This is a genomic window from Mucilaginibacter terrigena (assembly GCF_004168255.1).
Lineage (GTDB): Bacteria > Bacteroidota > Bacteroidia > Sphingobacteriales > Sphingobacteriaceae > Mucilaginibacter > Mucilaginibacter terrigena.
The window spans coordinates 74,456-98,622 of sequence record NZ_SEWG01000009.1 but is presented as its reverse complement, the minus strand read 5'-3'; the positions used below and the strand labels follow the sequence as shown (position 1 = coordinate 98,622).

The window sequence follows — 24,167 nt, the reverse complement described above, 5'->3', positions numbered from 1 at the left end:
AACAATGAAGCTCCGAGAAGAAACATCCCCACGCCTAATAGTATGGCGAATAAGCCAATTTTAGTATTTCTTGCCATTATTCCGCTCTTTTCTCAATAACCACTGCAGTACCATAAGCCAATAACTGCATAATCGCTGGCATAATATCGAGTACCGATAATAATAATCTCGCCAATATAAATGGTGGCGCTATTTTGTCAGTAGTTGATTTGTCATATATCTGATTATCAGCCAAATGCGAACGTTCACGGCATTGTGTGCAACGTGAACGTGAACATTTTTACTTACTCCGCTACTTTTTCAACCACCACAGCAGTACCATAAGCCAATACCTCGGTAATACCCTGCATCACCTCGTTGGCATCATAGCGCATACCTATGATGGCATTTGCGCCAATTGCCTGTGCGTGCTGTATTAGTAAATGATAAGCTTCCTCTCGGGCGTTTTCGCAAAGCTCTACATAAACCGAAAGCCTGCCGCCAAAAAGCGATTGGATGCCACCGGCAAAGTTGCCTACAACGCTACGGCTGCGCACGGTAATACCGCGTACAACGCCTAAATGTTTAACAACTTTATAACCGTCTAAACCGGTGCTGGTGGTGATGAGTGAAAGATCCATAATAATTTAGTTTGTTTATACTAAGATACTATTTCTTCAAAAATGTTACCAAAGCAGGGTTAACAATATCAGCCTGCTCAATGTAGGGCAGGTGGCCGGCATCGTTAACGGGTAAAAACTCGGCTTTCAACACGCTGCGTACCGAGTCGCTGTACTTAAAGGGCACAGTGTTGTCTTCCTTTCCCCAGATAAGCAAAACCTGTTTATGCTGGTTATTAAGCGCGATGTTTGCCTGGCGGCCGGTATAGTTATAATTATAGAGTGTGGATACCAACGCCCTGCGGAAACCTTTATATTCCATTTGGGGCCGGTATTGCTCAACCCAGGTTTGCTGGCGGTTTGGGTATTTAAAATCGGTCAACTGGCCCAGGGCGCGTTCTTCGGCGTGGGTTGCTTCATAAAAATCGGCTACCATTGCCGGCATCGATGGCTTTTCGGCAATGTATCCGGGGTCTATCAGCACCACCTTATCCACTGCATCCGGGTAGGCAGCAGTAAAATCTGTAGCCAGTTCGCCGCCAAAAGATACACCTACCAGGCTTACCGGTTTTTTAAGGTGCAGTTTATCTATCAGTTCGTTTAATTGCTCAAAATAAAGTTGCTTGTTATAAGTAACGTTGGGCCTGTCAGAAAAGCCACGGCCAAACTGGTCGTACCGCAAAACACGAAAACCACGCTCGGTAAGGTATTCGTAAGTGCCGTTCCAGATATAGTAAGGGACGCTAAAACCATGTATCAGCACCACAACTTTACCGGTATCAGCACCATCAAGCTCGTAGTGCGTTACACCGCTTGTAAGCTCGATATAGCTGCCGTTAGTGTTTTTGCGTAGTTCGTAAGTAAGTTCTTTTTTCTCGGGGTTGTAATGGTCGTAAATAATGTAAAGGGCAGCAGCGCCCAGTATTGCCAATACAATAACAAACCAGAGCAGGTTCTTCAGAAATTTCATTGATTAAATCAGGGTCAGTATTAGGGAATAAAAATAGCAGAAATATTTAAGTTTGCGCAACATTTATCAATAGCATATGCGTATTACCATTATTGGTTCGGGCAATGTTGCCACACATTTGGCGGCTGCGTTTAAAAATGCAGGGCACCGCATTGTGCAGGTTTACAGCCGCGATATGCAGCATGCCGCTTTGTTAGCCTATCATGTGGCTGCCGAAGCCATAAATAAAGCAGAGGACATCAACGCCGATACGGATATCTTTATATTAGCCATTAAGGACGACGCCATAACCGGATTTGTCCCGCATTTGTCCACCTTTAATAAGCCCGTTGTACATACATCAGGGGCGGTGGATCTGCAAGCCTTATCGGATCATACTAAAAACGCGGGAGTGTTTTACCCCTTGCAAACTTTCAGCAAAACAAAAGAAGTTAATTTCAGGGAGGTGCCGCTGTGTATAGAGGGGGCTGATGAAAGCATATCCAAAACTTTGGAAGAACTTGCCCGCAGCGTTAGTAACAACGTTTACCGGGTAAATTCTGACCAGCGCAAAGTATTACACCTGGCGGCAGTATTTGCTTGCAACTTTACTAATCATTTATATAACATAAGCGAGCAGCTTTTGGCCGGAAGCGGTATGGGCTTTGATATGCTGCGCCCGCTGATAGCCGAAACAGCCGACAAAGTTAAAGAACACTCGCCTGCCGGTGTGCAAACCGGCCCTGCCGTGCGTAACGATGAACACACCATGCAGGCGCACCTGCAAATGCTAAACGCGCAGCCTGGTTTGCAGGAAATTTATACACGGTTAAGTCAGGATATTATCAAAAACAATAACACCGGCAACGGGGATAAGTAATTTTGTTACTTTTGCCAAAATGAATATTTTTAAAGTAAAGATTAACTTTGAGGAAAAGGACCACGAAAGCGTGGAACTGCCTATTGCCGAGGGGGAATCTGTTTTAGACGTTTGCCTGGAAAACGGCATCGACCTGCAGCATAACTGCGGCGGGGTTTGCGGTTGCAGTACCTGCCATATTTACGTAAACAAGGGGATGGATAACATCCAGGAGATATCTGATAAGGAAGAGGACTTTATTGACCGGGCAGTTAACCCGCGCATTACATCGCGCCTTGGCTGCCAGTGCGTTATAATCGACGGCGATATTGAAGTAACCCTGCCGGATCAATCTGGTTTTATGGGCCACTAACGCGTAATAATCAAGATATTTAGAATCAAGAATCAAGAGAAAACATGAACGACGATAAATTCGCCCTGCCAATACACTGGAACGATCACGAGGATATTGCCATGAGCCTTTACGAAAAGTTTGGCGACGATTTTAACGAATCGAAAATATATCGCATCCGTTTTACCGAGCTTTTGGATTGGGTGCTAAGCCTGCCTAACTTTGCCGGTACACGCGAGCAATCTACCGAAGGCCACCTGGAGCAGATACAAAGCGCCTGGGTGTACGAGTGGAGAGATAACCAGTAATTTCAGTTTGCAGTAGGCTGTTGTTAGTTTGCAGTCAGTAATGACCCAATAACCAATGACACAATGACCCAACAAAAATGGAATCCTTTTTAACCAAGCTTAAAGATATTACCACGTTTATTTTTGATGTGGATGGCGTGTTGACCGATGGGTCGATATTTGTGACCGAAACCGGTGTGCAAAGCCGTGCTTTTAATATTAAAGATGGTTACGCCCTGCAGCTGGCGGTTAAATGTGGTTACCATGTTGCCGCTATATCTGGCAGCCGGTCAAAAAGCGCTTTGTTCCGTTTAAATAGTTTGGGTATAAATGATGTGTACCTGGGCGCGCATACAAAATCTGAAAGGTTTAAGATCTATATCGAAGAAAAAAGCATCAACCCGGCCAACATCCTGTACATGGCCGATGATATCCCTGATTTGGCTGTGATGAAACTGGTTGGCCTGCCGGTTTGCCCGGCAGATGCCGCCGAAGAAATTAAAGCCATCAGCGCCTATGTATCGCCGTTTGCCGGTGGTAAGGGCTGCGCCCGCGATATCATTGAAAAAGTGATGAAGGTACAGGGCAAGTGGATGACCGAGCAGGCTTATAGCTGGTAGGGTTTAGCGTATAGTTGATGGTTGATAGTTCATAGCAGTGCCATAACGTTGTAGGAGCTATAAACCAACTCCTGCCATGATCGATGAACCATCGTCCATAAACTAAATACTACCATTAACCATGATCTATTAACCATGAACCAAAGAATTATTCTTGCATCAAAATCGCCGAGGAGGCAGGAGCTTTTAAGGCTGATGGATATTGATTTCCGCGTGGTTTTAAAAGAGGTGGACGAATCGTACCCCGATGGGCTATCGCCCGCCGAAATTGCCCTTTATATCGCGCAGCAAAAAGCCGAAGCCTTTGATGAAGATGTAAGTGACGAGGTGGTGCTTACCGCCGACACCATTGTAGCGATAGACGGCCTGATATTGGGCAAGCCCGAATCATCCGAACACGCGGTAGAAATGCTGCAACGCCTTTCCGGCCGCATGCACGAGGTTTACACCGGTGTTTGCCTGCTTTACAAAGGCCGGTACAATAAATTTTACGACAGGAGCGAAGTATTTTTCCGCAAACTGACTGATGATGAAATTAGCAGTTATGTAGCCGAATACCAGCCCATGGACAAAGCCGGTTCCTACGGCATCCAGCAGCGCATCGGCCTTATCGGCATCGAGCGCATTAATGGTTCATATACCAATGTGGTGGGTTTACCTACAGAGAAGGTTTATCAGCAGTTGAAAAGGCTAAAATAACCCGATATGTCATTGCGAGGAGCGATAGCGACGTGGCAACCCCGTAGCTATGCCTAAACGCCTTGCATCCGACGAGGTTGCCACGCTATCGCTCGCAATGACATATTTATTATAGCTTTTTACTATTATTCTTTCTGTTCACATCCGGTAAAGCGTTATCCGGGTCGATGGTTATACTTTCAACATCCTGGGTAGTTGGTAAAATAAAGGTGGTCACCTTATTTTGCAGCCAGGTTTCAACCGGGAAATAGGTGCGTTGTTTGCTGCCATCTTTCAGTTTCGCTTCAACCGTAAAAGGCATAGCCATCATTTCTTTATTGGCGATGGTTAGTTTTACGCCCTTGCTGTGGTCTTTATCCACGTATTTGGCATCTATCAGCGCTATATCCAGCTTGTAATTGTTGTAGAACCATCCACGCCAAAACCAGCTCAGGTCTTCGCCCGCGTCGTTCTCCATCGAACGGAAAAAATCATCGGGCTGCGGATGCTTGTAAGCCCATTTGCTGATGTAATTACGGAAAGCATAATCAAACCTGTCTTTCCCTAAAATTTGCTCGCGCAGCAATATCAAACCAAAAGCGGGTTTAAAATAGGTTAGCGGGTGTCGGTATCTCTCGGGAATCGCATCCGGCTGTGTCATGATGGTTGGCGAATTTGGGTCGACGATGTGCGCGATGATCTCATCGGCAGGATTACCGCCGCCGGGCGCATATTCGCCATCGCGTTTTGGTGCGTACTCGCCTTTGTTGAAGGCGTCGGATGCATACACATCTATAAAAGTGTTAAAACCCTCATCCATCCAGGCAAAACGGCGCTCGTCGCTGCCAACGATCATCGGGAACCAGTTGTGGCCAATTTCGTGCGCGGTAACAAAAAATAGCTCCACGCCTTTATCATTCATACCGTCAAACAAAATGCCGGGATATTCCATCCCTGCGGCTATACCCGCCTCATTAATGGCGGTAGGGTAAGGATACGGGTACCACTTTTCTGAAAAATGTTCAATGGCGCCCTTAAGGTACTCGGTCGACCTGTCCCAGGCGTCCTTACCCTGGCTTTCTACCGGGTAAACCGACATACTCATCGATTTTTTGCCGCCCGGCAGGTTCACCCTTGCGGCATCCCAAATAAATGCCTTAGAGGCGCCAAAAGCCACATCGCGGGTATTCAGCATTTTGTAATGCCAGGTAAGCGTACCTTTGTTTACAGGCCTTGATGCCGGGTCTTTTATCTCGGCCGCGGTGCGTATCATGATGGTTTTATCGCTGTTGCGGGCTGCCGCTAACCTTGCAATTTGTTTAGCTGTTAGCACTTCTTTAGGATTCAGCAGGTCGCCGGGGCCGGCCACCAGTACATCCCATGGTACGGTTACCGAGTAGTCGATATCGCCATACTCGCAATAAAACTCCCCGCTGCCCAGGAAGGGGGCTGTCGCCCAGCCGCGGCTATCGTCATAAACGCACATCCGTGGGAAAAACTGCGCTATCTCGAAGATCTTGCCGTTTTTGGTATCCACATAATCGGTACGGCCGCCAAAGCTGCCGGGGATGGTGTAATGGTATTTAATGCTGAGTTTGATAATCCCTTTACCCAGGGGCTTGGCCAAACGCACCTGCATACGCGTATCGGTAATGGCATATTTTGCCTTGGTACGCGCCTCGCCGGTAACTATCTCTACCGATTCTATCTCATAACCGCTGGTATGTTCGGCTGCCTGCGTGCCGGTGACAAAGTTAGACCGGGCGTCTTTTTTATAGGTGTTCTGATCCAACTGTAGCCACAGGTATTGCAGCGCATCGGGGCTGTTGTTGGTGTAGGTAATATCGGCGGTGCCGCTTAAGGTTTTGGCCGCGGTATCCAGCTTAACGGCCAGCTTATAATCTACCCGGTTTTGCCAGTACTTTGGCCCCGGTTCGCCATTGGCAGAATGGAACTCGTTGCCCTTTTCAGTATAAGGCAGGGGCGAGAACAGCACCGACGGCTGGTAGCTGGTGATGATGGTATCGTTAGGATTTTTCTGCGCCTGTGCAAAGGCGGCGGTAAACAACAACAGGGAAGTACCGATGAGTTTTTTCATGTAATGAGAATATGCAGTGGCAATATACAAATGATGACCTAAATTACCTTGTTGTAAACAGGTTTTAATATATTAGTCATAAATGCACTTTCCCGTTAATATTCCGTTAGGCAGCGCTGTTATACCGGCCCACTTTGTTTTCGAAACGCTGGCGTACTTTGCAGGCTATCGTTACTATACCTACCTACGCAGACAGGGCTACGATACCATCAGTACCGACAAACGTTTAATAATTTTTATTGGCGCGGCTTTTGGCGCATTCGCCGGCTCGCACATCGTGGGCGTTTTGGAACACCCAGAGTTTTTATCTAAACTAAACATTTTTTATTTTATGGGTAATAAAACCATTATTGGTGGTATGCTGGGTGGTTTAATAGGTGTGGAGCTTACCAAAAGGCAAATAGGTGTCACTGTATCGTCGGGCGACTTAATGGTTTATCCCCTTATCCTGGCGATGGTGATAGGCCGCATAGGCTGTTTTCTTGCAGGATTAGAAGACGGCACCTATGGCATACAAAGCACCTTGCCCTGGGCTATTAACTTTGGCGATGGTATACACAGGCATCCAACAAATTTGTACGAGATACTATTCTGGATAATGTTGTGGTTGGCTTTATTTTTAATAGAGCGCAAGCTCGAATTTACCAATGGAAGCAGGTTTAAGGTATTTATGGTAGCTTACCTGTTATTTAGATTTTTTATAGAATTTATAAAGCCCGATTATTTTTTCAGTTTTGGCTTATCAGTAATACAGTTAGTTTGTGTGGCAGGTATTTTGTATTATTATAAAGTGTTTTTATATACATCAAAGTTAATTAAAAGCTAATGCCTGAACGCCCGTACATATATTATGATTTTACACTAAGCATTTGCTCAACTTGTTTAAGGCGGGTTGATGCCAAAATTGTTTTTGAAGGAGATAATGTTTACATGCTCAAAAACTGCAGGCATCATGGCTTTGAAAAGGTTTTAATAGCAACAGATATTGAGTACTACAAAAATTGCCGCAATTATGCTAAGCGTAGCGAAATGCCGCTTAAGTTTAACGCCAAAACACACTATGGCTGCCCTTACGACTGTGGTTTATGCCAGGATCATGAGCAGCACTCTTGTTTAACCGTAATTGAAGTTACCGACAGGTGTAACCTGGCGTGCCCAACCTGTTACGCCATGTCATCCCCGCATTACGGCAGGCACCGTACTTTAGAAGAAATTGAACAAATGCTGGATGTGATAGTAGAAAATGAGGGAGACCCGGATGTAGTGCAGATAAGCGGCGGCGAACCAACAGTACACCCCCAGTTTTTTGATATTTTAGATATCGCCAAAACAAAACCCATTAAGCATCTGATGGTAAATACTAACGGTATCCGTATTGCTAAAGATGAAGAATTTGTAAAAAGGCTGGCAACTTATCAGCCCGACTTTGAGATATATCTGCAATTCGATTCTTTTAAAAAAGAAGCTTTAATACAGTTAAGAGGTGAAGACCTAACTAACGTTCGGATAAAAGCGCTTGAGAACCTAAACAAGTATAACCTTTCTACAACGCTGGTAGTAACCCTGCAAAAAGGATTGAATACCGACGAGATAGGCGCAATTATTGAATATGCTTTAAAGCAACCATGCGTGCGGGGGGTAACATTTCAACCAACACAACAGGCGGGCAGGTTAGAAAATTTTAACCCCGCCACAGACCGCTATACGTTAACTGAGGTAAGATCGGCGATTTTAGAACAGACAACTTTTTTTAATGCTAATGATTTGATACCTGTACCTTGCAACCCGGACGCGTTGGTTATGGGGTATGCTTTAAAACTCGGCGGTCAGGTATTCCCGCTTACCCGGATGATAAACCCCGACGATCTGCTCGACAATTCAAAAAATACCATTGTATATGAACAGGACGAGCAACTGAAAATGCATCTTTTAAATATGTTTAGCACGGGTAACTCTGTTGACAAGGCTAAAGAGCATTTAAAATCTATTATGTGTTGCCTGCCCGAAATTGATGCACCCCAACTGAGCTACGATAACTTGTTCCGGGTGATAATTATGCAGTTTATAGATGCGCAAAATTTTGACGTACGGGCTATCAAAAAATCATGCGTACATATTGTAAATAAGGATATGCAGATCATCCCGTTTGAAACCATGAATATTTTTTACCGGGATGACAAAAAGGATTATTTAAATCAGTTAAGGCAAGAAATACAACCTGCATAATTATGGAAGAGCCTGAAAAAAAGAAAACAAAAACCCACGATATTATCATAGGTGTAAATATGTTGATATTGATTATCTACACTATAGCACTGCGCATAAATCACGATGAATATAATTTTATCGTTGATGCCATGCTAATTGCGTTGCAGGTGGTGTTATGCCTTATCATAGCAATTTTTACAAATGCCAGGGCATTTTTACTTAGTGCGGCTTTAGTGTTGTTAATTGGCTTTGCCACTTGTTATGCTATTGCAGCGTAGTTAGCATCTGCGCCAGCACACCCTCTTTTAACGAATAGGTGGACAGTGTAACATCCGTTAGCCCCAGTTTTTGCATCATGTAAATGGTAAGCAAACTGGCCACTACTACCATATCTACCCGCACGGGGATAATGCCTTTTATACTGGCGCGCAAGGCATGGGTTGATTTGATGAGAAGTTCTATAAGGTCTAAAAGGTCGTCGGTATCAAACTCATATACTTTGGTCTGGTCGAGGTTAAATTTCCGTCCGCGTTTTAATTCGATCACCTCGGCAAAGCTTTCAAACGCGCCGGATGAGCCTACCAGGGTGGTGGGTTTATATTTTAACGCAGCGGCGAAAAGCTCCGTCAGTTTGCCATCAAGGTAGCGGGTGAGCTCTTTGATGGATGCTACAGGTATCGGATCGGTTTGGTGAAATTTATCCATTAAACGGGCGGCGCCAATTTCAATGCTTTGCTTCCACAGTACTTCATCGTTGTTGGCGATGATAAACTCCACGCTGCCACCGCCAATATCCATAATAAGCGCGTTATCATCGGTAAGGCAGCCGCTGGCATCAATGCCCCGGTAAATATAACCTGCCTCCTGGTCGCCGCTGATGAGTTCTATTTGGATGCCGGTTTTTTCTGCAACCTGGTCTATAAAATCCTGTCCATTTGCCGCACTGCGTATGGCCGACGTAGCGATAGCCTTAACATCCGCTACCCTATGCTCCAACAGTTGATCCTGAAAATACTGCATGGCTGCCAGGCCGCGTGCAAAAGCCGCCGGCTGGATGATGCCTTTGTTGATGCCGCCCTCGCCAAGTTTTACCGCTTCGGTTGCTTTAAATATGGTGGTGAAGTTATCAGCAGGGCCTTCGGCTATCAGCAGGTGAAAAGTGTTTGTGCCAAGGTCCATTACGGCAACGCGTTTGTTATCCATCGGCGGCTAAATTAAAAAATCCCTGCAAGAGTTTTGCTCAGGCAGGGATTTTTACTTGAAGTCTGAAGTCTTTAGTTTCAAGCCGAAAGTCTCCATTCCGAAATTAAACGGGCTTAAGACTTCGGACTATCGACTCAAGACTTAAAAACTACTCTTTATAAAAGAACCATTTGGCCAGTTCTTTAAAGCTTGCTTTTTTGCCATACATCAGTACGCCTACACGGTAAATACGTGCCGCCACGTAAGTGGTAAACAGGAAGCCAACCACCATTAAAGTCATTGAGATAGCCAGTTCCCACGGGCCAACACCTCCAAACGGTATACGGATCATCATGGCTACCGGTGCGGTAAACGGTATCATAGATAACCAAACGGCTAAAGGACTATCCGGTGCCCGAAATAGTACCGTTACCGACAACAGGTAGGTGAACAACAAAGGCATGGTTATCGGGAACATAAACTGCTGGGTTTCGGTCTCACTGTCGACCGCCGAGCCCACTGCCGCAAATAGTGCGCTGTAAAGCAGGTAACCGGTTATAAAGTAAAACAGAAAGCAAAATAATATGTACCCAAACGGAAGGTTTTGAAGCGTAACTAAAAACTGGGCCATACCACCCGAAGCGTGCTGGCCACCAATTTTAGTTGCAAGTACTGATAAAATTATCCATGCGCCAAATTGTGTTAAGCCAACTAAGCCCACGCCAATAATTTTGCCCAGCATTAACTGAAAAGGCTTTACCGATGAGATGATCACCTCGATAATGCGGCTTGTTTTTTCTTCTATAACGCCGCGCATTACCTGCGCGCCATATATAAATAACGACATGTATATGAGTATGGCACATGCCACACCTACGCCCATACTTGCGCCAACGTCTGCGTCCTTGGTGCCGGCATCTGTAACTTCCATAGCGCTTACGCTAACTTTATTTTTCTGCGCCTTGTTTATCAGTGCTGTATCAATATGATTAGCCAGCATCGTGTTGGTTGATGCTATCTGGTTCATCTGGTTTTCCACCTCGCCGGTAAGGGTGAAGGACGGTTTCTTTTTAGAAAAGAACTGCACAGGTTTATGTGCGTAATCTTTCGATATTAATAATACCGAAAGGTCTTCGTTATCCTTTAGGCCTGCCTTAGCTTGCTCCAATGGCTCGTTGGTGGGGACGAACTGGATGTTTTTTGCATTCTTTAATTTGCCTTCAAACTGGTGGCTTTCATCAATCACCTTAACGGTTTGTGGCTTGCTGATCTGGTCGCTATCCTTGGCAACGTAAGCAATAAGTTTAAACATCCCGGCTACTAATAATGGCACCGCAAACATCATTACCAAGAAAGCCTTTTTGCGTACACGTGTTACGTATTCGCGCTGTATAATGAGTAATATTTTGTTCATGGCTTAGTTTATCAGGTTTACTTTTTCGATGAAAATCTCGTTCATGCTCGGGATAACTTCCTGTAGCATATTGATGCGTGTTTTTGGAAGCAGGTATTGCAATACATCGTTAGCCGAGTTATCGCTCAACTTAATTTTAATGGTGTTGCTATTATCCTCGCCGGCGGTTTCGCTTATTACCTCAAAGGGCTGCGAACCATCAAAAGCCAGCTGGTCGCCGGTGTATTCTACCAGGTAAGTCTCGTTCTTGTACGAATTGCGGATATGCTTCACCCGGCCATCCAGTATCTTATGCGATTTATGGATCAGGGCGATAGAATCGCAAAGTTCCTCAACAGACTCCATGCGGTGGGTAGAGAACAGGATGGTTGCGCCTTTTCGGTTAAGCTCCAGGATCTCGTCCTTTATCAGTTCGGCGTTCACCGGGTCAAATCCGCTGAAGGGCTCGTCCAGGATGATCAGGTCGGGCTCGTGCAATACGGTAGCCACAAACTGCGCCTTTTGCTGCATGCCTTTTGAAAGCTCTTCTATCTTTTTCTTCCACCAACTTTCCATGTCCAGCTTTTTGAACCAGAATTTTAGCTTTTGGGTGGCATCGTCGCGGGTGAGGCCTTTCAAGCGGGCCAGGTATATCATCTGCTCGCCAATTTCCATTTTTTTGTACAAGCCGCGTTCCTCGGGCAGGTAGCCAATGCGCTCGATGTGCGACTGGTTGAGCTTTACCCCGTTGAAGAGGATCTCGCCCGAATCGGGCGCTGTAATTTGATTGATGATACGGATGAGTGAGGTTTTACCGGCGCCGTTTGGCCCAAGCAGGCCAAAGATCTTACCGCTTTCCACCTCAAGGCTCACATCGTCTAACGCGCGGTGCCCGGCGTATTGTTTAACAATGTTGCGAATGCTTAGCATATCTGAGTGAATGGTTATATGCTAATTTAGATATAAGTGCGGATGTATTGTTACAATATGTTTAGACAAAAAAGCCCCGCATCAAATGCAGGGCTTCATATCTTCCGGACTTTTCGTCTTTACTGATTTACCAAACTTACTTACTCAAAGTATTCCTTCATCCGTTCAAAAAAGCTTTTTTCGTTTTTGCCGGGGTTTGGTTTAAAGTTTGGCGAGCCTTGTAGTTTTTCAAGTGCTTCGCGTTCTTCGCGGCTCAGGGCTTTTGGCGTCCATATATTTACGTGGATCAGCTGATCGCCACGGTGGTACGAGTTTACCTCGGGTACGCCTTTGCCTTTTAAACGCAATATTTTACCGCCCTGTGTGCCCGGCTCTATCTTAATTTTCGCTTTACCGTCAATAGTGGGTACTTCTATACTGGTACCTAAGGCCGCGTCAACAAAGTTAATGTGCAGGTCGTATATCACGTTGTTGCCATCACGCTTTAAAGTTTCGTGCGGGATCTCCTCAATCAGGATGATCAGGTCGCCCGGTACACCGCCGCGCGGGGCAGCGTTACCCTTGCCGCTCATGCTCAGCTGCATGCCTTCGCTTACACCTGCCGGAACGTTTATGGTAATGGTTTCTTCACCGCGTACAACGCCGTCGCCGTGGCAAACGGTACATTTACTGGTGATGGTAGAGCCTTCGCCGTTACAGGTAGGGCAGGTGCTGGTTGTTTGCATCTGGCCCAAAATGGTATTGGTTACCCTGCGCACCGAACCCTGTCCACCACAGGTAGAACAGGTTGAAAAGGATGATTTATCCTTAGCGCCCGTGCCATCGCAGGTTTTACACAGTATTTGTTTGTTTACTTTGATCTTCTTTTCGGCGCCGTTGGCAATTTCTTCAAGCGATAGCCTTACTTTAATGCGCAGGTTACTGCCGCGGGCTACCCTGCGCCCGCCGCCCTGCCGACCGCCGCCACCGCCAAAGAAACCTTCGAACGGACTGCCGCCGCCAAATATATCACCAAACTGGCTGAATATGTCGTCCATATTCATGCTGCCGCCACCGTAACCACCGCCACTTGCCGACCCTGCATTTGCCGCATGGCCAAACTGGTTGTACCGCTGGCGTTTTTCGGGGTTGCTTAAAACCTCATAAGCTTCGGCAGCTTCTTTGAATTTTTCTTCAGCCGCTTTATCGCCCTCGTTTTTATCGGGGTGATATTTGATAGCCATTTTACGATATGCCTTTTTTATCTCATCAGCATCTGCACCTTTGCTAATGCCCAGCACATCGTAATAATCTCTCTTAGCCATAATTCTTTATTTCGGATTTCGAATTTTCAATTTCGGATTTTATAATAATATTGATTTAAGAATGGGGGACGACAGGAAACAAATCCGAAATCGTAGGTCCCAAACCCGACATCAACCTTACGCTCCAACTATAACTTTAGCAAAACGAATTACCTTTTCGTTCAGCTCATAACCTTTTTCCATTTCGTCTACCACTTTGCCTTTCATATCATCGGTTGGCGCGGGTATGTTGGTAATGGCTTCGTGCAAGTCAGGGTCAAACGTGGTACCTATTGATTGCATTTCTTTTAAACCCTTTTGGGTTAATATATTTTTTAGCTTATGCTGTATCAATGCTACACCCTCTTTAACCGGTACAACATCGGTAACCGTATCCATCGACCGTAAAGCGCGTTCAAAATCGTCCAATACAGGCAGCAGGGCAACTATAACGTCTTTACCTTCGGTTTTGCGGGCGTCCTCGCGTTCCTTAATGGTACGGCGGCGGAAGTTATCAAACTCGGCATATAACCTTAAGTACTTATCGTTGGCCTGTGTTAGCTCGTCTTTCAGTTTTTCTTCGGCGGTAGGTGCATCTGTACCGTTATCAGTTCCATCAGCCTGTTCTGCACCGCCAACCTGTCCGTTATCGTTCTTTACTTCGGCGGTAGTTTCAGGCTTTTCTGAATTTCCTTTATTTTTTTTCTTTAGCATGTCATTAAAATTCATAGCAAATAGTGCTAATCAAGTATCCTGCCATCAGGCTAAACCCGACAACGTGGCAGTAGTAATTTAAAAAATTTGTAAATAGTGGCAGAAAGCGATGTGGCAGTTAAAAGTTGGCAGTGGCAGTTTGTTTAAAGCTACTGTTACCCGCAACTGCCACTTAAAAAGTTAAGCCATCTTCACATCTTCTAATACCTTACCGTTTTCGCATTTGATAATACGCGATGGGAAGGTGCGGATGATGTGATAATCGTGTGTGGCAACAACAACGGCGGTACCGCCCTGGCTTATCTGTTTTAGCAGTAATACGATCTCTTCGGATGTATCAGGATCAAGGTTACCGGTAGGCTCATCGGCCAGTATAATTTCGGGGTTGTTAAGCAGGGCACGGGCAATAACCACACGCTGCTGCTCGCCGCCTGATAGCTCATGCGGCATCTTTTTTAATTTCGAACGCAGGCCAACTTTTTCCAGCACATCCAGTATGCGGTCGGCAATTTGCTTTTTATCTTCCCAGCCGGTGGCGCGCATTACAAACTGCAGGTTTTGCTCAACAGACCGGTCTGTAAGTAATTGAAAGTCCTGGAAAACAATCCCCAGCTTGCGGCGCAGGTAGGGCACATCTTTGGTAGCCAGTTTACTTAGCTCGTACCCGCAGGCGTGGCCGGTACCGCTGGCAATATTAAGGTCGCCATAAATAACTTTTAGCAAACTGCTTTTACCAGACCCGGTTTGGCCAATAAGCCAAACAAAGTCGCCTTTATCAATATGCAGGTTTACGTTTGATAAAACCAGGTGCTTCTGCTGAAAAATATCAACGTTATTTAGTTTTATAATAGAGTTTCCAATCATGTTACTTACAGCTCTAATTTTAATATTTTACCAAAGGGCAGGTCTTTAATAACGCCCATAATGTATTCGTACTTATCGGTAAGGCCAATTTTATCCAGCGATTTCTCGGGCCTGTCAACCCTAAAATATGCCAGCAGGGTAAACTTATCGTCTCTTAGCTGCACGTAATCGGGTATTTTGGCAACGCCTTTTACTTTTATAATGTACATTTAGTTCATGGTTGATAGTTCATGGTTCATAGCAGCTGCACTATCTAAGCGTCACCATGAACAATGATCCATGAACTATGAACTCTCCCCAAAGGTATTGTAATTTTAAAGATTTGACAAAAAATCCATTGTATCTACGCCATCGGCATAATCCCACAATTGCGGGTGCTGGCTTTGGCCAAAATTAACTACCTGGTTTTGCGTTTGCAACGGCGCGGTGGTTACTATGCATTGCAGGTTGTCGCTTTGCTGTTGCAGTTGTTTTTCTGCCGATTGCAGATCAGTATAAGTTTCGTAAAACAGGCAGGCCAGGGGCGATGTAAGACTGGTATCCTGCTTCAGCAATAAAAAGCCGTTATCCAGGTGCTCGTCGCGGTTTACCAGGTAAATGGATTTATTGTAATCGTAATTGTTGTTGTATTTATGGTGATGGATGATAGGCGCAAAATGCTCTATCGATTCAAAAAAGAAATTGAATACATACCCCTCGGGTACCAGTACTTTAGATACATTGCGGCAGCCCAGGCCGTAATAATCAAAAATATCGTGCCCTAAGGCGGCCAGTTGTTCGGCGGTTTCGTTGCCCGTTAACAGCGCTATGCTGTTGCGGTTTTTGCGGATGATGTTGGGCACCTTGCCAAAATAGTACTCAAAATAGCGCGAGGTGTTATTGCTGCCGGTAGCAATAATGGCATCAAAACCTTCCAGCCGTTCTACAAAACTGAACTGATCTGCATACCTGTTATCAATTTCTACCAGTAAATTCAGCACATATTTTACCAGGCGGGCATCCTGCGATGATGCCTTTATCAGCGCGCGGTTACCCGTTACCAATACACAAAGCACATCATGAAAACCTACCAGCGGTATGTTGCCTGCAAGCACCAACCCCACCTTTTTGTTGCCATCTCCTGTAATATTATATTTTTTAAGCCATTGCTCCAGGTCGGCTTTGTTGAGCATCCGGCCGGTGGCGGTTACCGCGTTTAATACACTCTTGGGGGTAAACCAGGCATTATGCTGGCGCTCGGTTTCAATTACCTCCATCAGTTGCGCATCGGGCGCTGTAAGTTGCCTGCCCAGTTCCGAAAATGTGTTTATAGTATCTGTAATATTAAATTTTGACATATATATGTTATCGGGCTAAACCCTTAAAGCCTTTTTTTGTTATATTTGCAAGCCCGAATTATAGGGCAAAGGTAAATAGAATACAATAAGAATATTTAAATAATATGGCGATTATAATCACCGATGAATGCATAAACTGCGGGGCCTGCGAACCAGAGTGCCCTAATAATGCTATTTATGATGCTGGTGCTGCGTGGCGTTTTAGCGACGGTACAGATTTAAAAGGCGTGATTGATTTTGGCGATGGTAATACTTTAAATGCAGAGGAAGCACAGGCTGCTTTATCTGATGATATTTATTACATCGTACCGGATAAATGTACCGAGTGTGTTGGTTTTCATGACGAGCCGCAATGTGCTGCAGTTTGCCCGGTTGATTGCTGTGTGGATGACGAGGACGTACGCGAAACCGAAGAGGAACTGCATGCCAAAAAAGACTGGCTGCACCAGAACGGATAATTTAAAAAATACTATTTTGAAGGGGAAAGCAGTTATTGCTTTCCCCTTTTTTGTTTAAGAAAACATTATTACCTACTTTAACGTAATAATCTGTGATTTTTTAAAACATGGAATACGGAATTTGTAACCTGGCTGTGGTACCCTTACGTGCAGAACCAAGCGACCGCAGCGAGCAGGTATCGCAGGTTTTATTTGGTGAAGCATTCGAAATTTTAGAATGGAAGGAAAAGTGGGTACAAATAACCACTGCAACAGATAATTACACCGGTTGGATAGACCGCCTGCAATTTGCCATGCTGGGCCATTTGGCATATAAACGCTTATTGCAAACCCCGCCGCCATTAACCTACAGGGCTGTTACGCAGGCCTGGAAGATCATTGATAATTCGGTAATATACCTGCCCGCGGGTAGTTCACTGGCTTTTTTAGAAGGCACAACCAGTTATATAGGTAACCAAAAATTTGAAATAATAGGCGAAATAGGCGAAAAGGACAGCATTGCCAATATAGCCCGCTCTTTTTTAAACGCGCCATATTTATGGGGCGGCCGCACCCATTTCGGTATCGATTGTTCGGGTTTTACACAAGTTGTTTATAAGCTGCGGGGGATTAACCTGCGCAGGGATGCATCGTTACAGGCCGAAGACGGCACCCCGGTTGACACAGTACTTAAAGCCAAGCTTGGCGACCTGGCCTTTTTTAATAACGAGGAGGGGCGTATTACCCACGTAGGCATAATTTTAGGCGGCGGGCAAATTATCCACGCTTCCGGGAAGGTTAAAATAGATACCATAGATACGCAGGGTATTTACTCGGAAGAGTTAAAGCGTTATACACACCGGCTAAAAGTTATCAAACGGTACTTTTAGAAGGATACATCCCAGATAATTACCTTTTTATCGTCACCGGCAGATAGCAACTGGTCGCCATTCCATGCCAGTTTATTGATAGAGAGTACATGGCCGGCATACCCTTTTTCGCGGCTGATGATCTTGCGCAGCTTAAAATCGACGACATCCCATATTTTAATGCTTTTATCCATACTGGCCGTTGCAAAATATGGTTGGGTAGGATGGAACGCAATATGGTTAACCGCGAACAAATGCGCTGGGATATTTTGAATGAGCGAGTAGGTTTTGTTGTCCCAAATCTTCACCTGCGCATCTCTCGCGCCCGATACCAGGTAATCGCCGGTTGGGGAATATTGTAGGGAAAATACCGCCATAGTATGGCCAATAAGCGCTTTTATAGGGCTATAATCTTCCAGGGCGTAAATTACAACGCGGTTATCGCGGCAGCCAAAAGCTATACGGTCTTCTGCTGGGTTTATGGCGATGCAGCGCACGGTGTCGTTTGATACCGGTATACTGTGCAGTAATTCAAGGGTTTTTAAACTCCAAACGGATACGGTGCCATCTTCTGATGCTATCAGCAGTTCATCTTTTTTTGCGGATGACTTGATATCAAAAACAGGTTTAACATGGTGCCGTAAGCGGTGGGTTATTTTCTGCTCAATAAAGTTAAACACCAGTACCTCGCCGCTACGCAAGCCTGCGAACATTAACGGATAACCAACAGGACAATGGATAGCATAAATAGACGCCATCACCGGGAACATCACCTTTATGAACGAGTTGGTTTCCAAACTCCATTCCACCAAACCTTTATCATTACCCCCGCTAAACAATATGCCCGGCTTTTGCGAAAGCTCCAGGCTAAAAATAGGATTGCTATGGCCGGTTAATTCTGCTGATTTTTGTACTTCCATTTGACTGGTTCATGGTTCATGGATGATAGTTCATGGTATGAAAAGTGCTGAAGCTACTATGATCTATGAACCATCAAAAATGAACTATTTGTGTCTTTCCTCTAAGTTTTTTGCTATGCGCTCCAAATTTAGGCCTTTTTCTTTCAGCAGCACTAACAGGTGGAACATCAGGTCGCTGGCTTCATCAACCAACTCCGTTTCGGTTTCGTAAAGAGCGGCAATTACCACCTCTACACCTTCTTCGCCAACTTTTTGGGTGATCTTTTTTAGACCCTTTTTACGCAGTTTGTTGATGTATGATTCCTCGGTAGGATTTTCATACCTGTCGGTGATAATGTTCTCCAACTGCATCAAAAAGTTTTGGTTGTATTCCGTTTGGAAACAACTGCGCGAACCGGTATGGCAGGTTGGACCATCGGCTTTAACCTTTATCAGCAAGGTATCGTTATCGCAATCAATATGCATGGTTTTTACATGCAAATAGTTTTTGCTGGTTTCGCCCTTTGTCCACAAGCGGTTTTTAGAGCGGGAAAAGAAGGTTACGATATTTTCCTGTACGGTTTTATCGTATGCTTCCCGGTTCATGTAACCCAGCATCAGTACTTCAAGCGTTTGCTCGTCCTGTATTACCACCGGTACTAAACCGTCTGTTTTGTTAAAATCGATGTTCATAAGCCCCCTTTAAATCTTCTCCGCTGGTTAGCGGAGAGACATTTAATTATTTTGTTAAAATTTCTTTAAGCCCCTCTCCCTCGGAAAGGGGTTTGGGGTGAGGCTTCCCTCACCTCAATATTATTTTCTTTCAAAACCGCTTTCAGGTCAGGTATCAGTATCTCACCGTAGTGGAATACCGAAGCGGCCAGCGCGGCATCTACATTTGTTTTTTTGAAAACATCCACAAAATGCTGTACCGAGCCCGCGCCACCGGATGCGATCACCGGGATATTCACCGTATCGTTCACTAATTTAAGCAAACCGTTGTCAAAACCGGCCTTGGTACCATCGTGGTCCATCGAGGTTAGCAGGATCTCGCCTGCGCCGCGGTTTTGGGCTTCTATTATCCAGTCCAAAGTTTCCTTTTCTGTCGGCAGCCTGCCGCCATTCAGGTGGACGATGTTTTTATTGCCCATAACCCTGGTATCAACCGCTATCACCACAAACTGCACACCGAAGGCTTTGGCCAGTTCATCTATCAAAGCCGGGTTACGCACCGCGGCCGAGTTGATAGAGATCTTATCTGCACCTGCATTAAGCAGGGCATCCGCATCTGCAATTTCGTTAATACCACCACCAATGGTGAATGGAATGTTAATTTGCCTTGCTACAGCTTTTACCAACTCGACCATGGTTTTGCGGCGCTCTACGGTGGCCGTAATATCCAGGAAAACCAGTTCGTCGGCACCCTGCTGCGAATAGTTCCAGGCCAGTTCTACCGGGTCGCCGGCATCGCGCAGGTCAACAAAGTTCACACCTTTTACAGTGCGGCCATCTTTAACGTCAAGGCAGGGGATAATTCTTTTAGTTAAGCCCCCGGTGCCCCCTAACCCCCTGAAGGGGGAATTTAATTCTGATTGTATGGTTGCCAATACGTGTTCTAATTGATTAAATATTTGCTGATTAGTGAACCGTAACAGTTTAAAACCATCAGCTTCTAAATTGCTTTGTCGGACAATGTCATTAGCAGCAACTTCTGGCAAGTTATGTATGCTACCATCTAATTCGATTATCAATCTGTGTTGATGACAATAGAAATCTGCTATGTAAATTCCTAATGGATGCTGTCTTCTAAATTTGACGCCAAGTTGTTTACCGCTTAAATATCCCCACAATATCAATTCGGCTTGTGTTGGATTATGTCTGAGTGCTTCAGCATTCTTAAACACATTTCGGTCTGCTCCTAAAAAGAGTTTTTTGCTCATGCTATTCAAAAGCTCCCCCTTTAGGGGGCTGGGGGGCGTCTGCGTTGTTTATATCGACATCAAAGATTCCAAATTCCAGTTTTTAATTTCTTCGATACTAATGTGATTCTCGTAAATGGCTTTGCCTACTACGCAGGCTTCTACCTTAATTTTACTAAGTTCCTCAATATCATTCATCGAGCTTACACCACCAGATGCGATCAGTTTAATGAACGGCGAATGGTCGAGCAGTTTACTGTACAGTTCAACGCCTGCGCCGCCAAGTTTACCGTCTTTGTTGATATCGGTACACAGGAAACGGAAGAAACCAAGCGCCAGGCACTTGTCCACATAATCCATCAGTTTGATCGGGGAACTTTCCATCCAGCCTGAATATTTGATCACCTCGTCTAATACATCGATGGCGATAACTACCTGGTCGCTGCATTTATCGCGGCCGCAAATGGCCTTGCTCAGGTCTTCCAAAAAGGCAGGGTTGGTGATGGCCTGCGTACCTACAATAACACGGTGCACACCGGCATCTATCAACTCTTTAACCTTATCTATACTGCGGATACCGCCACCGTATTGCACCTGCATATCGGTTTTGCGGATCACATCAAACAAATACTGCTGGTTGCTGAAATCGTTTTTTGCTCCGTTAAGGTCAATAACGTGGATGAAATTTGTACCGTTGCTTTGGTACCTTTCAATCATTTCCTCGAGTGTAACGTCGTATTCTGTTACCTGCTTGTAGTCGCCCTCGCGAAGGCGCACAACCTTTTTATTTAAAATATCAATGGCAGGAATAATATACATGTTTTAAATTTTTGAGAAGTTTTTTAATAATGTTTCGCCATACGTGCCCGACTTTTCCGGGTGAAACTGCACACCGTAAAAGTTACTATGCCAAATTGATGCCGAAAATTTATTTATGTAACTGGTTGACGATAAAGTGAATGATGGGTCGTACTCAATAAAGTATGAATGTACGAAGTAAAAGTGTGACCCGGCGGGTATATTTTCAAATAAGGGGTTTTCTTTTTCCATGAAAACCTGGTTCCATCCCGTATGCGGCACTTTAAAATCAGCCTGATGAGGGAATTTTAATGTTTTGATAGGGAACAGGTTTAGCAAATTGGCATCACCCTCCTCGCTATAAGCGGTTAGCAATTGCATCCCAACACATATACCCAGCGTCGGTTTTTTAAGCGCTTTTATAGCAGGAACCAAACCCGTTTGCTCCAGCTTATGCATCGCCGCGCCCGCATGACCAACACCCGGTATAATATAACGGTCGAACTGTTCCATATCGGCCTCGGTGTTCACCATGCCATAGGCAATACCCAGCCGCTCCAAAGCAGCTGTAAGCGAAAAGATGTTCCCGGCTCCGTATCTTATAATACCTATCATATTTTAAAGTTGCAGTGGCAGTTGCTGTAGCAGTATAAACTACTGCAGCTGCCACTTAAAACTGCTACTATAATAAACCTTTAGTAGAAGGTAAAACCATTTTATTAACGTCGCGCTTTACGGCCATTTTGATGGCTTTGGCAAAGGCTTTAAATATACCTTCTATTTTATGGTGTTCGTTTTGTCCTTCTGCTTTTATGTTCAGGTTGCATTTTGATGCATCGCTGAACGATTTAAAAAAGTGATAGAACATCTCTGTAGGTACATCACCCACTTTTTCGCGCTTAAAATCTGCCTCCCAAACTATCCAGTTGCGGCCACCGAAGTCAATTGCTGCTTGTGCCAGGCAATCGTCCATCGGCAGGCAGAAACCATAACGTTCAATGCCCATTTTATTGCCTAAAGCCGTGGCAAAAACCTCGCCTAAAGCAATGCCTGTATCTTCAATGGTGTGGTGCTCGTCAATATGCAGATCGCCTTTGGCGGTTACTTCCAGGTCGATGCCGCCGTGGCGGGCGATCTGGTCAAGCATATGGTCGAAAAAGTGCAGGCCTGTTGAAACTTTAGCTTCGCCAGCACCATCAAGGTTTATTTTGATGCGTATATCGGTCTCTTTGGTAACACGGCTATGCTCTACAATACGTTGGCCAAGTTTTAAAAACTCGTAAATATCTTTCCAGTCTATGGTTTGCAGGGCTACTACATTCGCAATATCACCGTCAGCGTCCGATGCAAATTCCTGGTCGCCAAGTCCCGATTTATTGTTTAACCAAATGGCTTTCGCGCCTAAATTTTTTGCCAGAAGTACATCGTTCTTTCGGTCGCCGATGGTGAAGGAGTTGGCAAGGTCGTATTTGTCCCCGTCCAAATATTGGGTCAGTAAACCTGTAGCCGGTTTGCGGGTAGGGGCGTTGTCGGCAGGCCATGTACGGTCAATAGCCTGGTAGGTGAAATATACACCCTCGTTCTCAAATGTTTTAAGGATGAAGTTATGCACCGGGTAAAAAGTATCCTCGGGATAAACGGCTGTGCCCAAACCATCCTGGTTGGTTACCATTACCAGCTCAAAATCCAATTCAACGGCAATTTTTGGCAGGTACTGCAAAGCGCCGGGGTAAAACGTCAGCTTCGCGAACGAATCTATCTGCTCATCGGGTGTTTCGTTGATGATGGTACCGTCGCGGTCAATAAAAAGTACTTTTTGCAGCTTGCTCATTGTTATTTGTATTGCTGTAAGGTTTCTATCAGTGTTTTGTTTTCATCGGGTGTACCGATGGTGATGCGCAGACAACCCTCGCAAAGCTCCACTTTAGAGCGGTCGCGGATGATGATGCCGTGCTTTACCAAAAAGTCGTAAATGGCTTTGGCATTGGTAGTTTTTACGAGGATGAAGTTGGCATCAGATGGGTAAATATCCAATACAAAATCAAACTCTTTTAAATTAAGCACCAGTTTATCGCGCTCTTCAAGCGTTTCTTTTATCCAAAGGTTCACCAGCGATACATTGTTAAGCGCCTGCAAAGCCAACTGCTGCGATGCCTCGTTCATATTATAAGGCGGCTTCACCTTGTTCATCACTTCGATGATCTCTTCGCTGGCAAAAGCCATGCCTACACGTAAGCCTGCAAGTCCCCATGCTTTAGACAGGGTTTGCAGTACCACAAGGTTGCTGTATTCGGTAAGTTCCTGTATAAATGTTTTTTGGCGGCTGTAATTAATATACGCCTCATCGATTATTACTAAGCCATTAAAGTTGGCTAACAGCGTTTCAATATCATCACGGTTGATGGAATTGCCCGTTGGGTTATTTGGCGAGCAAACGAAGATCAGTTTGGTGTTCTTGTCGATGGCCTCGGCAATGCCGTCAAGGTCTAATTGATATTCTTCAGTTAGCAGCACCTTCCGGGCTTCTACATCATTGATATTGGCCGATACCTGGTACATACCATATGTTGGCGGTACGATGATCACGTTATCAACCCCCGGGTTACAAAAACTGCGGAATAAGATATCGATGGCCTCATCGCTGCCGTTGCCCAAAAAGATATTGCGGGCAGGCACGCCTTTAATTTCGCTCAGCTTCATTTTTACCCGGTACTGCAAAGGATCGGGGTAACGGTTGTAAGCCGTTTCCAATGGCGAACCGAACGCGTTTTCATTCGCATCCAAAAACACGCTTGCCTCGCCTGTGTACTCATCGCGCGCGGATGAATAGGGGGTCAGGTTTTTGATGTTTTCGCGTAAAAGGTTATTTAATTCAAACATTGTAATCTATTT

Annotated in this window: 28 protein-coding genes and 1 pseudogene; 10 read left to right on the top strand and 19 right to left on the bottom strand. The window is 45.1% G+C overall.

The features are described 5' to 3' along the window. Positions 1–284 precede the first annotated feature (284 nt). Positions 285–620: a YbjQ family protein gene (locus EWM62_RS18105; RefSeq protein WP_129878086.1), complete on the bottom strand. Its 336-nt coding sequence runs from the start codon at positions 618–620 to the stop codon at positions 285–287. Between the two features lie 28 nt (positions 621–648). Next, positions 649–1,569: an alpha/beta fold hydrolase gene (locus EWM62_RS18100; protein WP_129878085.1), complete on the bottom strand. Its 921-nt coding sequence runs from the start codon at positions 1,567–1,569 to the stop codon at positions 649–651. Between the two features lie 76 nt (positions 1,570–1,645). On the opposite strand from EWM62_RS18100, the gene EWM62_RS18095 reads away from it, so the two are divergent. From EWM62_RS18095 to EWM62_RS18075, 5 genes are all read left to right on the top strand, one after another. Beyond that, positions 1,646–2,428 carry a Rossmann-like and DUF2520 domain-containing protein gene (locus EWM62_RS18095; RefSeq protein WP_129878084.1) on the top strand — a complete coding sequence of 261 codons (783 nt, stop codon included), beginning with the start codon at positions 1,646–1,648 and terminating at the stop codon, positions 2,426–2,428. Between the two features lie 19 nt (positions 2,429–2,447). Beyond that, positions 2,448–2,780, top strand: coding sequence for a 2Fe-2S iron-sulfur cluster-binding protein (locus EWM62_RS18090; RefSeq protein WP_129878083.1), 333 nt, complete (start codon positions 2,448–2,450; stop codon positions 2,778–2,780). Positions 2,781–2,824: 44 nt separating this feature from the next. Next, positions 2,825–3,067: a Fe-S cluster assembly protein IscX gene (iscX, locus tag EWM62_RS18085; protein ID WP_129878082.1), complete on the top strand. Its 243-nt coding sequence runs from the start codon at positions 2,825–2,827 to the stop codon at positions 3,065–3,067. Positions 3,068–3,144: 77 nt separating this feature from the next. Next, on the top strand, positions 3,145–3,666 hold the full coding sequence (locus EWM62_RS18080; RefSeq protein ID WP_129878081.1) for a KdsC family phosphatase: 522 nt from the start codon (positions 3,145–3,147) through the stop codon (positions 3,664–3,666). A 135-nt stretch (positions 3,667–3,801) separates the two neighbouring features. Beyond that, positions 3,802–4,365 (top strand): Maf family protein, encoded by a 564-nt coding sequence (locus EWM62_RS18075; protein WP_129878080.1) that lies wholly within the window; start codon positions 3,802–3,804, stop codon positions 4,363–4,365. A gap of 109 nt (positions 4,366–4,474) precedes the next feature. Here EWM62_RS18075 and EWM62_RS18070 read toward each other — a convergent pair whose 3' ends face one another. After that, positions 4,475–6,442: a M1 family metallopeptidase gene (locus EWM62_RS18070; protein ID WP_162499874.1), complete on the bottom strand. Its 1,968-nt coding sequence runs from the start codon at positions 6,440–6,442 to the stop codon at positions 4,475–4,477. 82 nt (positions 6,443–6,524) lie between these two features. Between EWM62_RS18070 and EWM62_RS18065 the strand changes: the two genes are divergently transcribed. From EWM62_RS18065 to EWM62_RS18055, 3 genes are read left to right on the top strand one after another with little or no spacing between them, the layout of a single operon-like run. Continuing rightward, positions 6,525–7,268, top strand: coding sequence for a prolipoprotein diacylglyceryl transferase (locus EWM62_RS18065; RefSeq protein WP_129878079.1), 744 nt, complete (start codon positions 6,525–6,527; stop codon positions 7,266–7,268). Continuing rightward, positions 7,268–8,668 carry a radical SAM protein gene (locus EWM62_RS18060; protein WP_129878078.1) on the top strand — a complete coding sequence of 467 codons (1,401 nt, stop codon included), beginning with the start codon at positions 7,268–7,270 and terminating at the stop codon, positions 8,666–8,668. The genes EWM62_RS18065 and EWM62_RS18060 overlap by 1 nt, the downstream gene beginning before the upstream one ends. A gap of 2 nt (positions 8,669–8,670) precedes the next feature. Next, positions 8,671–8,928: a hypothetical protein gene (locus tag EWM62_RS18055; RefSeq protein WP_129878077.1), complete on the top strand. Its 258-nt coding sequence runs from the start codon at positions 8,671–8,673 to the stop codon at positions 8,926–8,928. On the opposite strand, the gene EWM62_RS18050 is transcribed toward EWM62_RS18055, so the two are convergent. The 8 genes from EWM62_RS18050 to EWM62_RS18015 form a co-directional block, all read right to left on the bottom strand. After that, positions 8,915–9,853: a Ppx/GppA phosphatase family protein gene (locus EWM62_RS18050; RefSeq protein ID WP_129878076.1), complete on the bottom strand. Its 939-nt coding sequence runs from the start codon at positions 9,851–9,853 to the stop codon at positions 8,915–8,917. The two genes, EWM62_RS18055 and EWM62_RS18050, sit on opposite strands and share 14 nt — an antisense overlap. Positions 9,854–10,001: 148 nt before the next feature. After that, positions 10,002–11,246, bottom strand: coding sequence for an ABC transporter permease (locus tag EWM62_RS18045; RefSeq protein WP_129878075.1), 1,245 nt, complete (start codon positions 11,244–11,246; stop codon positions 10,002–10,004). Positions 11,247–11,249: 3 nt separating this feature from the next. Continuing rightward, positions 11,250–12,155 carry an ABC transporter ATP-binding protein gene (locus tag EWM62_RS18040; protein WP_129878074.1) on the bottom strand — a complete coding sequence of 302 codons (906 nt, stop codon included), beginning with the start codon at positions 12,153–12,155 and terminating at the stop codon, positions 11,250–11,252. 140 nt (positions 12,156–12,295) lie between these two features. After that, on the bottom strand, positions 12,296–13,459 hold the full coding sequence (gene dnaJ / locus EWM62_RS18035; protein WP_129878073.1) for a molecular chaperone DnaJ: 1,164 nt from the start codon (positions 13,457–13,459) through the stop codon (positions 12,296–12,298). Between the two features lie 117 nt (positions 13,460–13,576). Continuing rightward, a complete protein-coding gene (locus EWM62_RS18030; protein ID WP_129878072.1) occupies positions 13,577–14,152 on the bottom strand; it encodes a nucleotide exchange factor GrpE in 576 nt (191 codons plus the stop codon). Between the two features lie 180 nt (positions 14,153–14,332). Further along, complete coding sequence (locus EWM62_RS18025) at positions 14,333–15,016, bottom strand: cell division ATP-binding protein FtsE (protein WP_129878071.1); 684 nt, start codon at positions 15,014–15,016, stop codon at positions 14,333–14,335. A gap of 5 nt (positions 15,017–15,021) precedes the next feature. Continuing rightward, entirely contained in the window at positions 15,022–15,225 is a 204-nt protein-coding gene (locus tag EWM62_RS18020; RefSeq protein ID WP_129878070.1) for a fructose-6-phosphate aldolase, read from the bottom strand. A 105-nt stretch (positions 15,226–15,330) separates the two neighbouring features. Further along, entirely contained in the window at positions 15,331–16,353 is a 1,023-nt protein-coding gene (locus EWM62_RS18015) for an acyl-CoA reductase (protein WP_129878069.1), read from the bottom strand. Between the two features lie 104 nt (positions 16,354–16,457). Between EWM62_RS18015 and EWM62_RS18010 the strand changes: the two genes are divergently transcribed. Both EWM62_RS18010 and EWM62_RS18005 read left to right on the top strand, forming a co-directional pair. Continuing rightward, entirely contained in the window at positions 16,458–16,811 is a 354-nt protein-coding gene (locus EWM62_RS18010) for a 4Fe-4S dicluster domain-containing protein (RefSeq protein ID WP_067061870.1), read from the top strand. A 107-nt stretch (positions 16,812–16,918) separates the two neighbouring features. After that, entirely contained in the window at positions 16,919–17,680 is a 762-nt protein-coding gene (locus EWM62_RS18005; RefSeq protein ID WP_129878068.1) for a C40 family peptidase, read from the top strand. Here EWM62_RS18005 and EWM62_RS18000 read toward each other — a convergent pair. The 8 genes and pseudogenes from EWM62_RS18000 to hisC all read right to left on the bottom strand — a co-directional run bounded on the left by EWM62_RS18000 (position 17,677) and on the right by hisC (position 24,155). After that, positions 17,677–18,579 (bottom strand): WD40 repeat domain-containing protein, encoded by a 903-nt coding sequence (locus EWM62_RS18000; protein WP_129878067.1) that lies wholly within the window; start codon positions 18,577–18,579, stop codon positions 17,677–17,679. The two genes, EWM62_RS18005 and EWM62_RS18000, sit on opposite strands and share 4 nt — an antisense overlap. Positions 18,580–18,663: 84 nt before the next feature. After that, a complete protein-coding gene (hisIE, locus tag EWM62_RS17995) occupies positions 18,664–19,251 on the bottom strand; it encodes a bifunctional phosphoribosyl-AMP cyclohydrolase/phosphoribosyl-ATP diphosphatase HisIE (protein ID WP_129878066.1) in 588 nt (195 codons plus the stop codon). Positions 19,252–19,316: 65 nt separating this feature from the next. Then, on the bottom strand, positions 19,317–20,156 hold the full coding sequence (gene hisF, locus EWM62_RS17990; RefSeq protein WP_238989388.1) for an imidazole glycerol phosphate synthase subunit HisF: 840 nt from the start codon (positions 20,154–20,156) through the stop codon (positions 19,317–19,319). Beyond that, positions 20,154–20,498 (bottom strand): annotated as a pseudogene (locus EWM62_RS19620) (endonuclease domain-containing protein); the annotation flags it as partial. The pseudogene EWM62_RS19620 and the gene hisF, both read right to left, overlap by 3 nt. A gap of 48 nt (positions 20,499–20,546) precedes the next feature. Further along, the gene (locus EWM62_RS17985) at positions 20,547–21,296 is read right to left on the bottom strand and encodes a 1-(5-phosphoribosyl)-5-[(5-phosphoribosylamino)methylideneamino]imidazole-4-carboxamide isomerase (protein WP_129878064.1); all 750 of its coding nucleotides are present in this window, start codon (positions 21,294–21,296) and stop codon (positions 20,547–20,549) included. Between the two features lie 3 nt (positions 21,297–21,299). Then, positions 21,300–21,890 (bottom strand): imidazole glycerol phosphate synthase subunit HisH, encoded by a 591-nt coding sequence (hisH, locus tag EWM62_RS17980; protein WP_129878063.1) that lies wholly within the window; start codon positions 21,888–21,890, stop codon positions 21,300–21,302. A 67-nt stretch (positions 21,891–21,957) separates the two neighbouring features. Beyond that, positions 21,958–23,106 (bottom strand): bifunctional histidinol-phosphatase/imidazoleglycerol-phosphate dehydratase HisB, encoded by a 1,149-nt coding sequence (gene hisB / locus EWM62_RS17975; protein ID WP_203235082.1) that lies wholly within the window; start codon positions 23,104–23,106, stop codon positions 21,958–21,960. Between the two features lie 2 nt (positions 23,107–23,108). Then, complete coding sequence (gene hisC / locus EWM62_RS17970) at positions 23,109–24,155, bottom strand: histidinol-phosphate transaminase (protein ID WP_129878062.1); 1,047 nt, start codon at positions 24,153–24,155, stop codon at positions 23,109–23,111. Between the last annotated feature and the right edge of the window lie 12 nt (positions 24,156–24,167).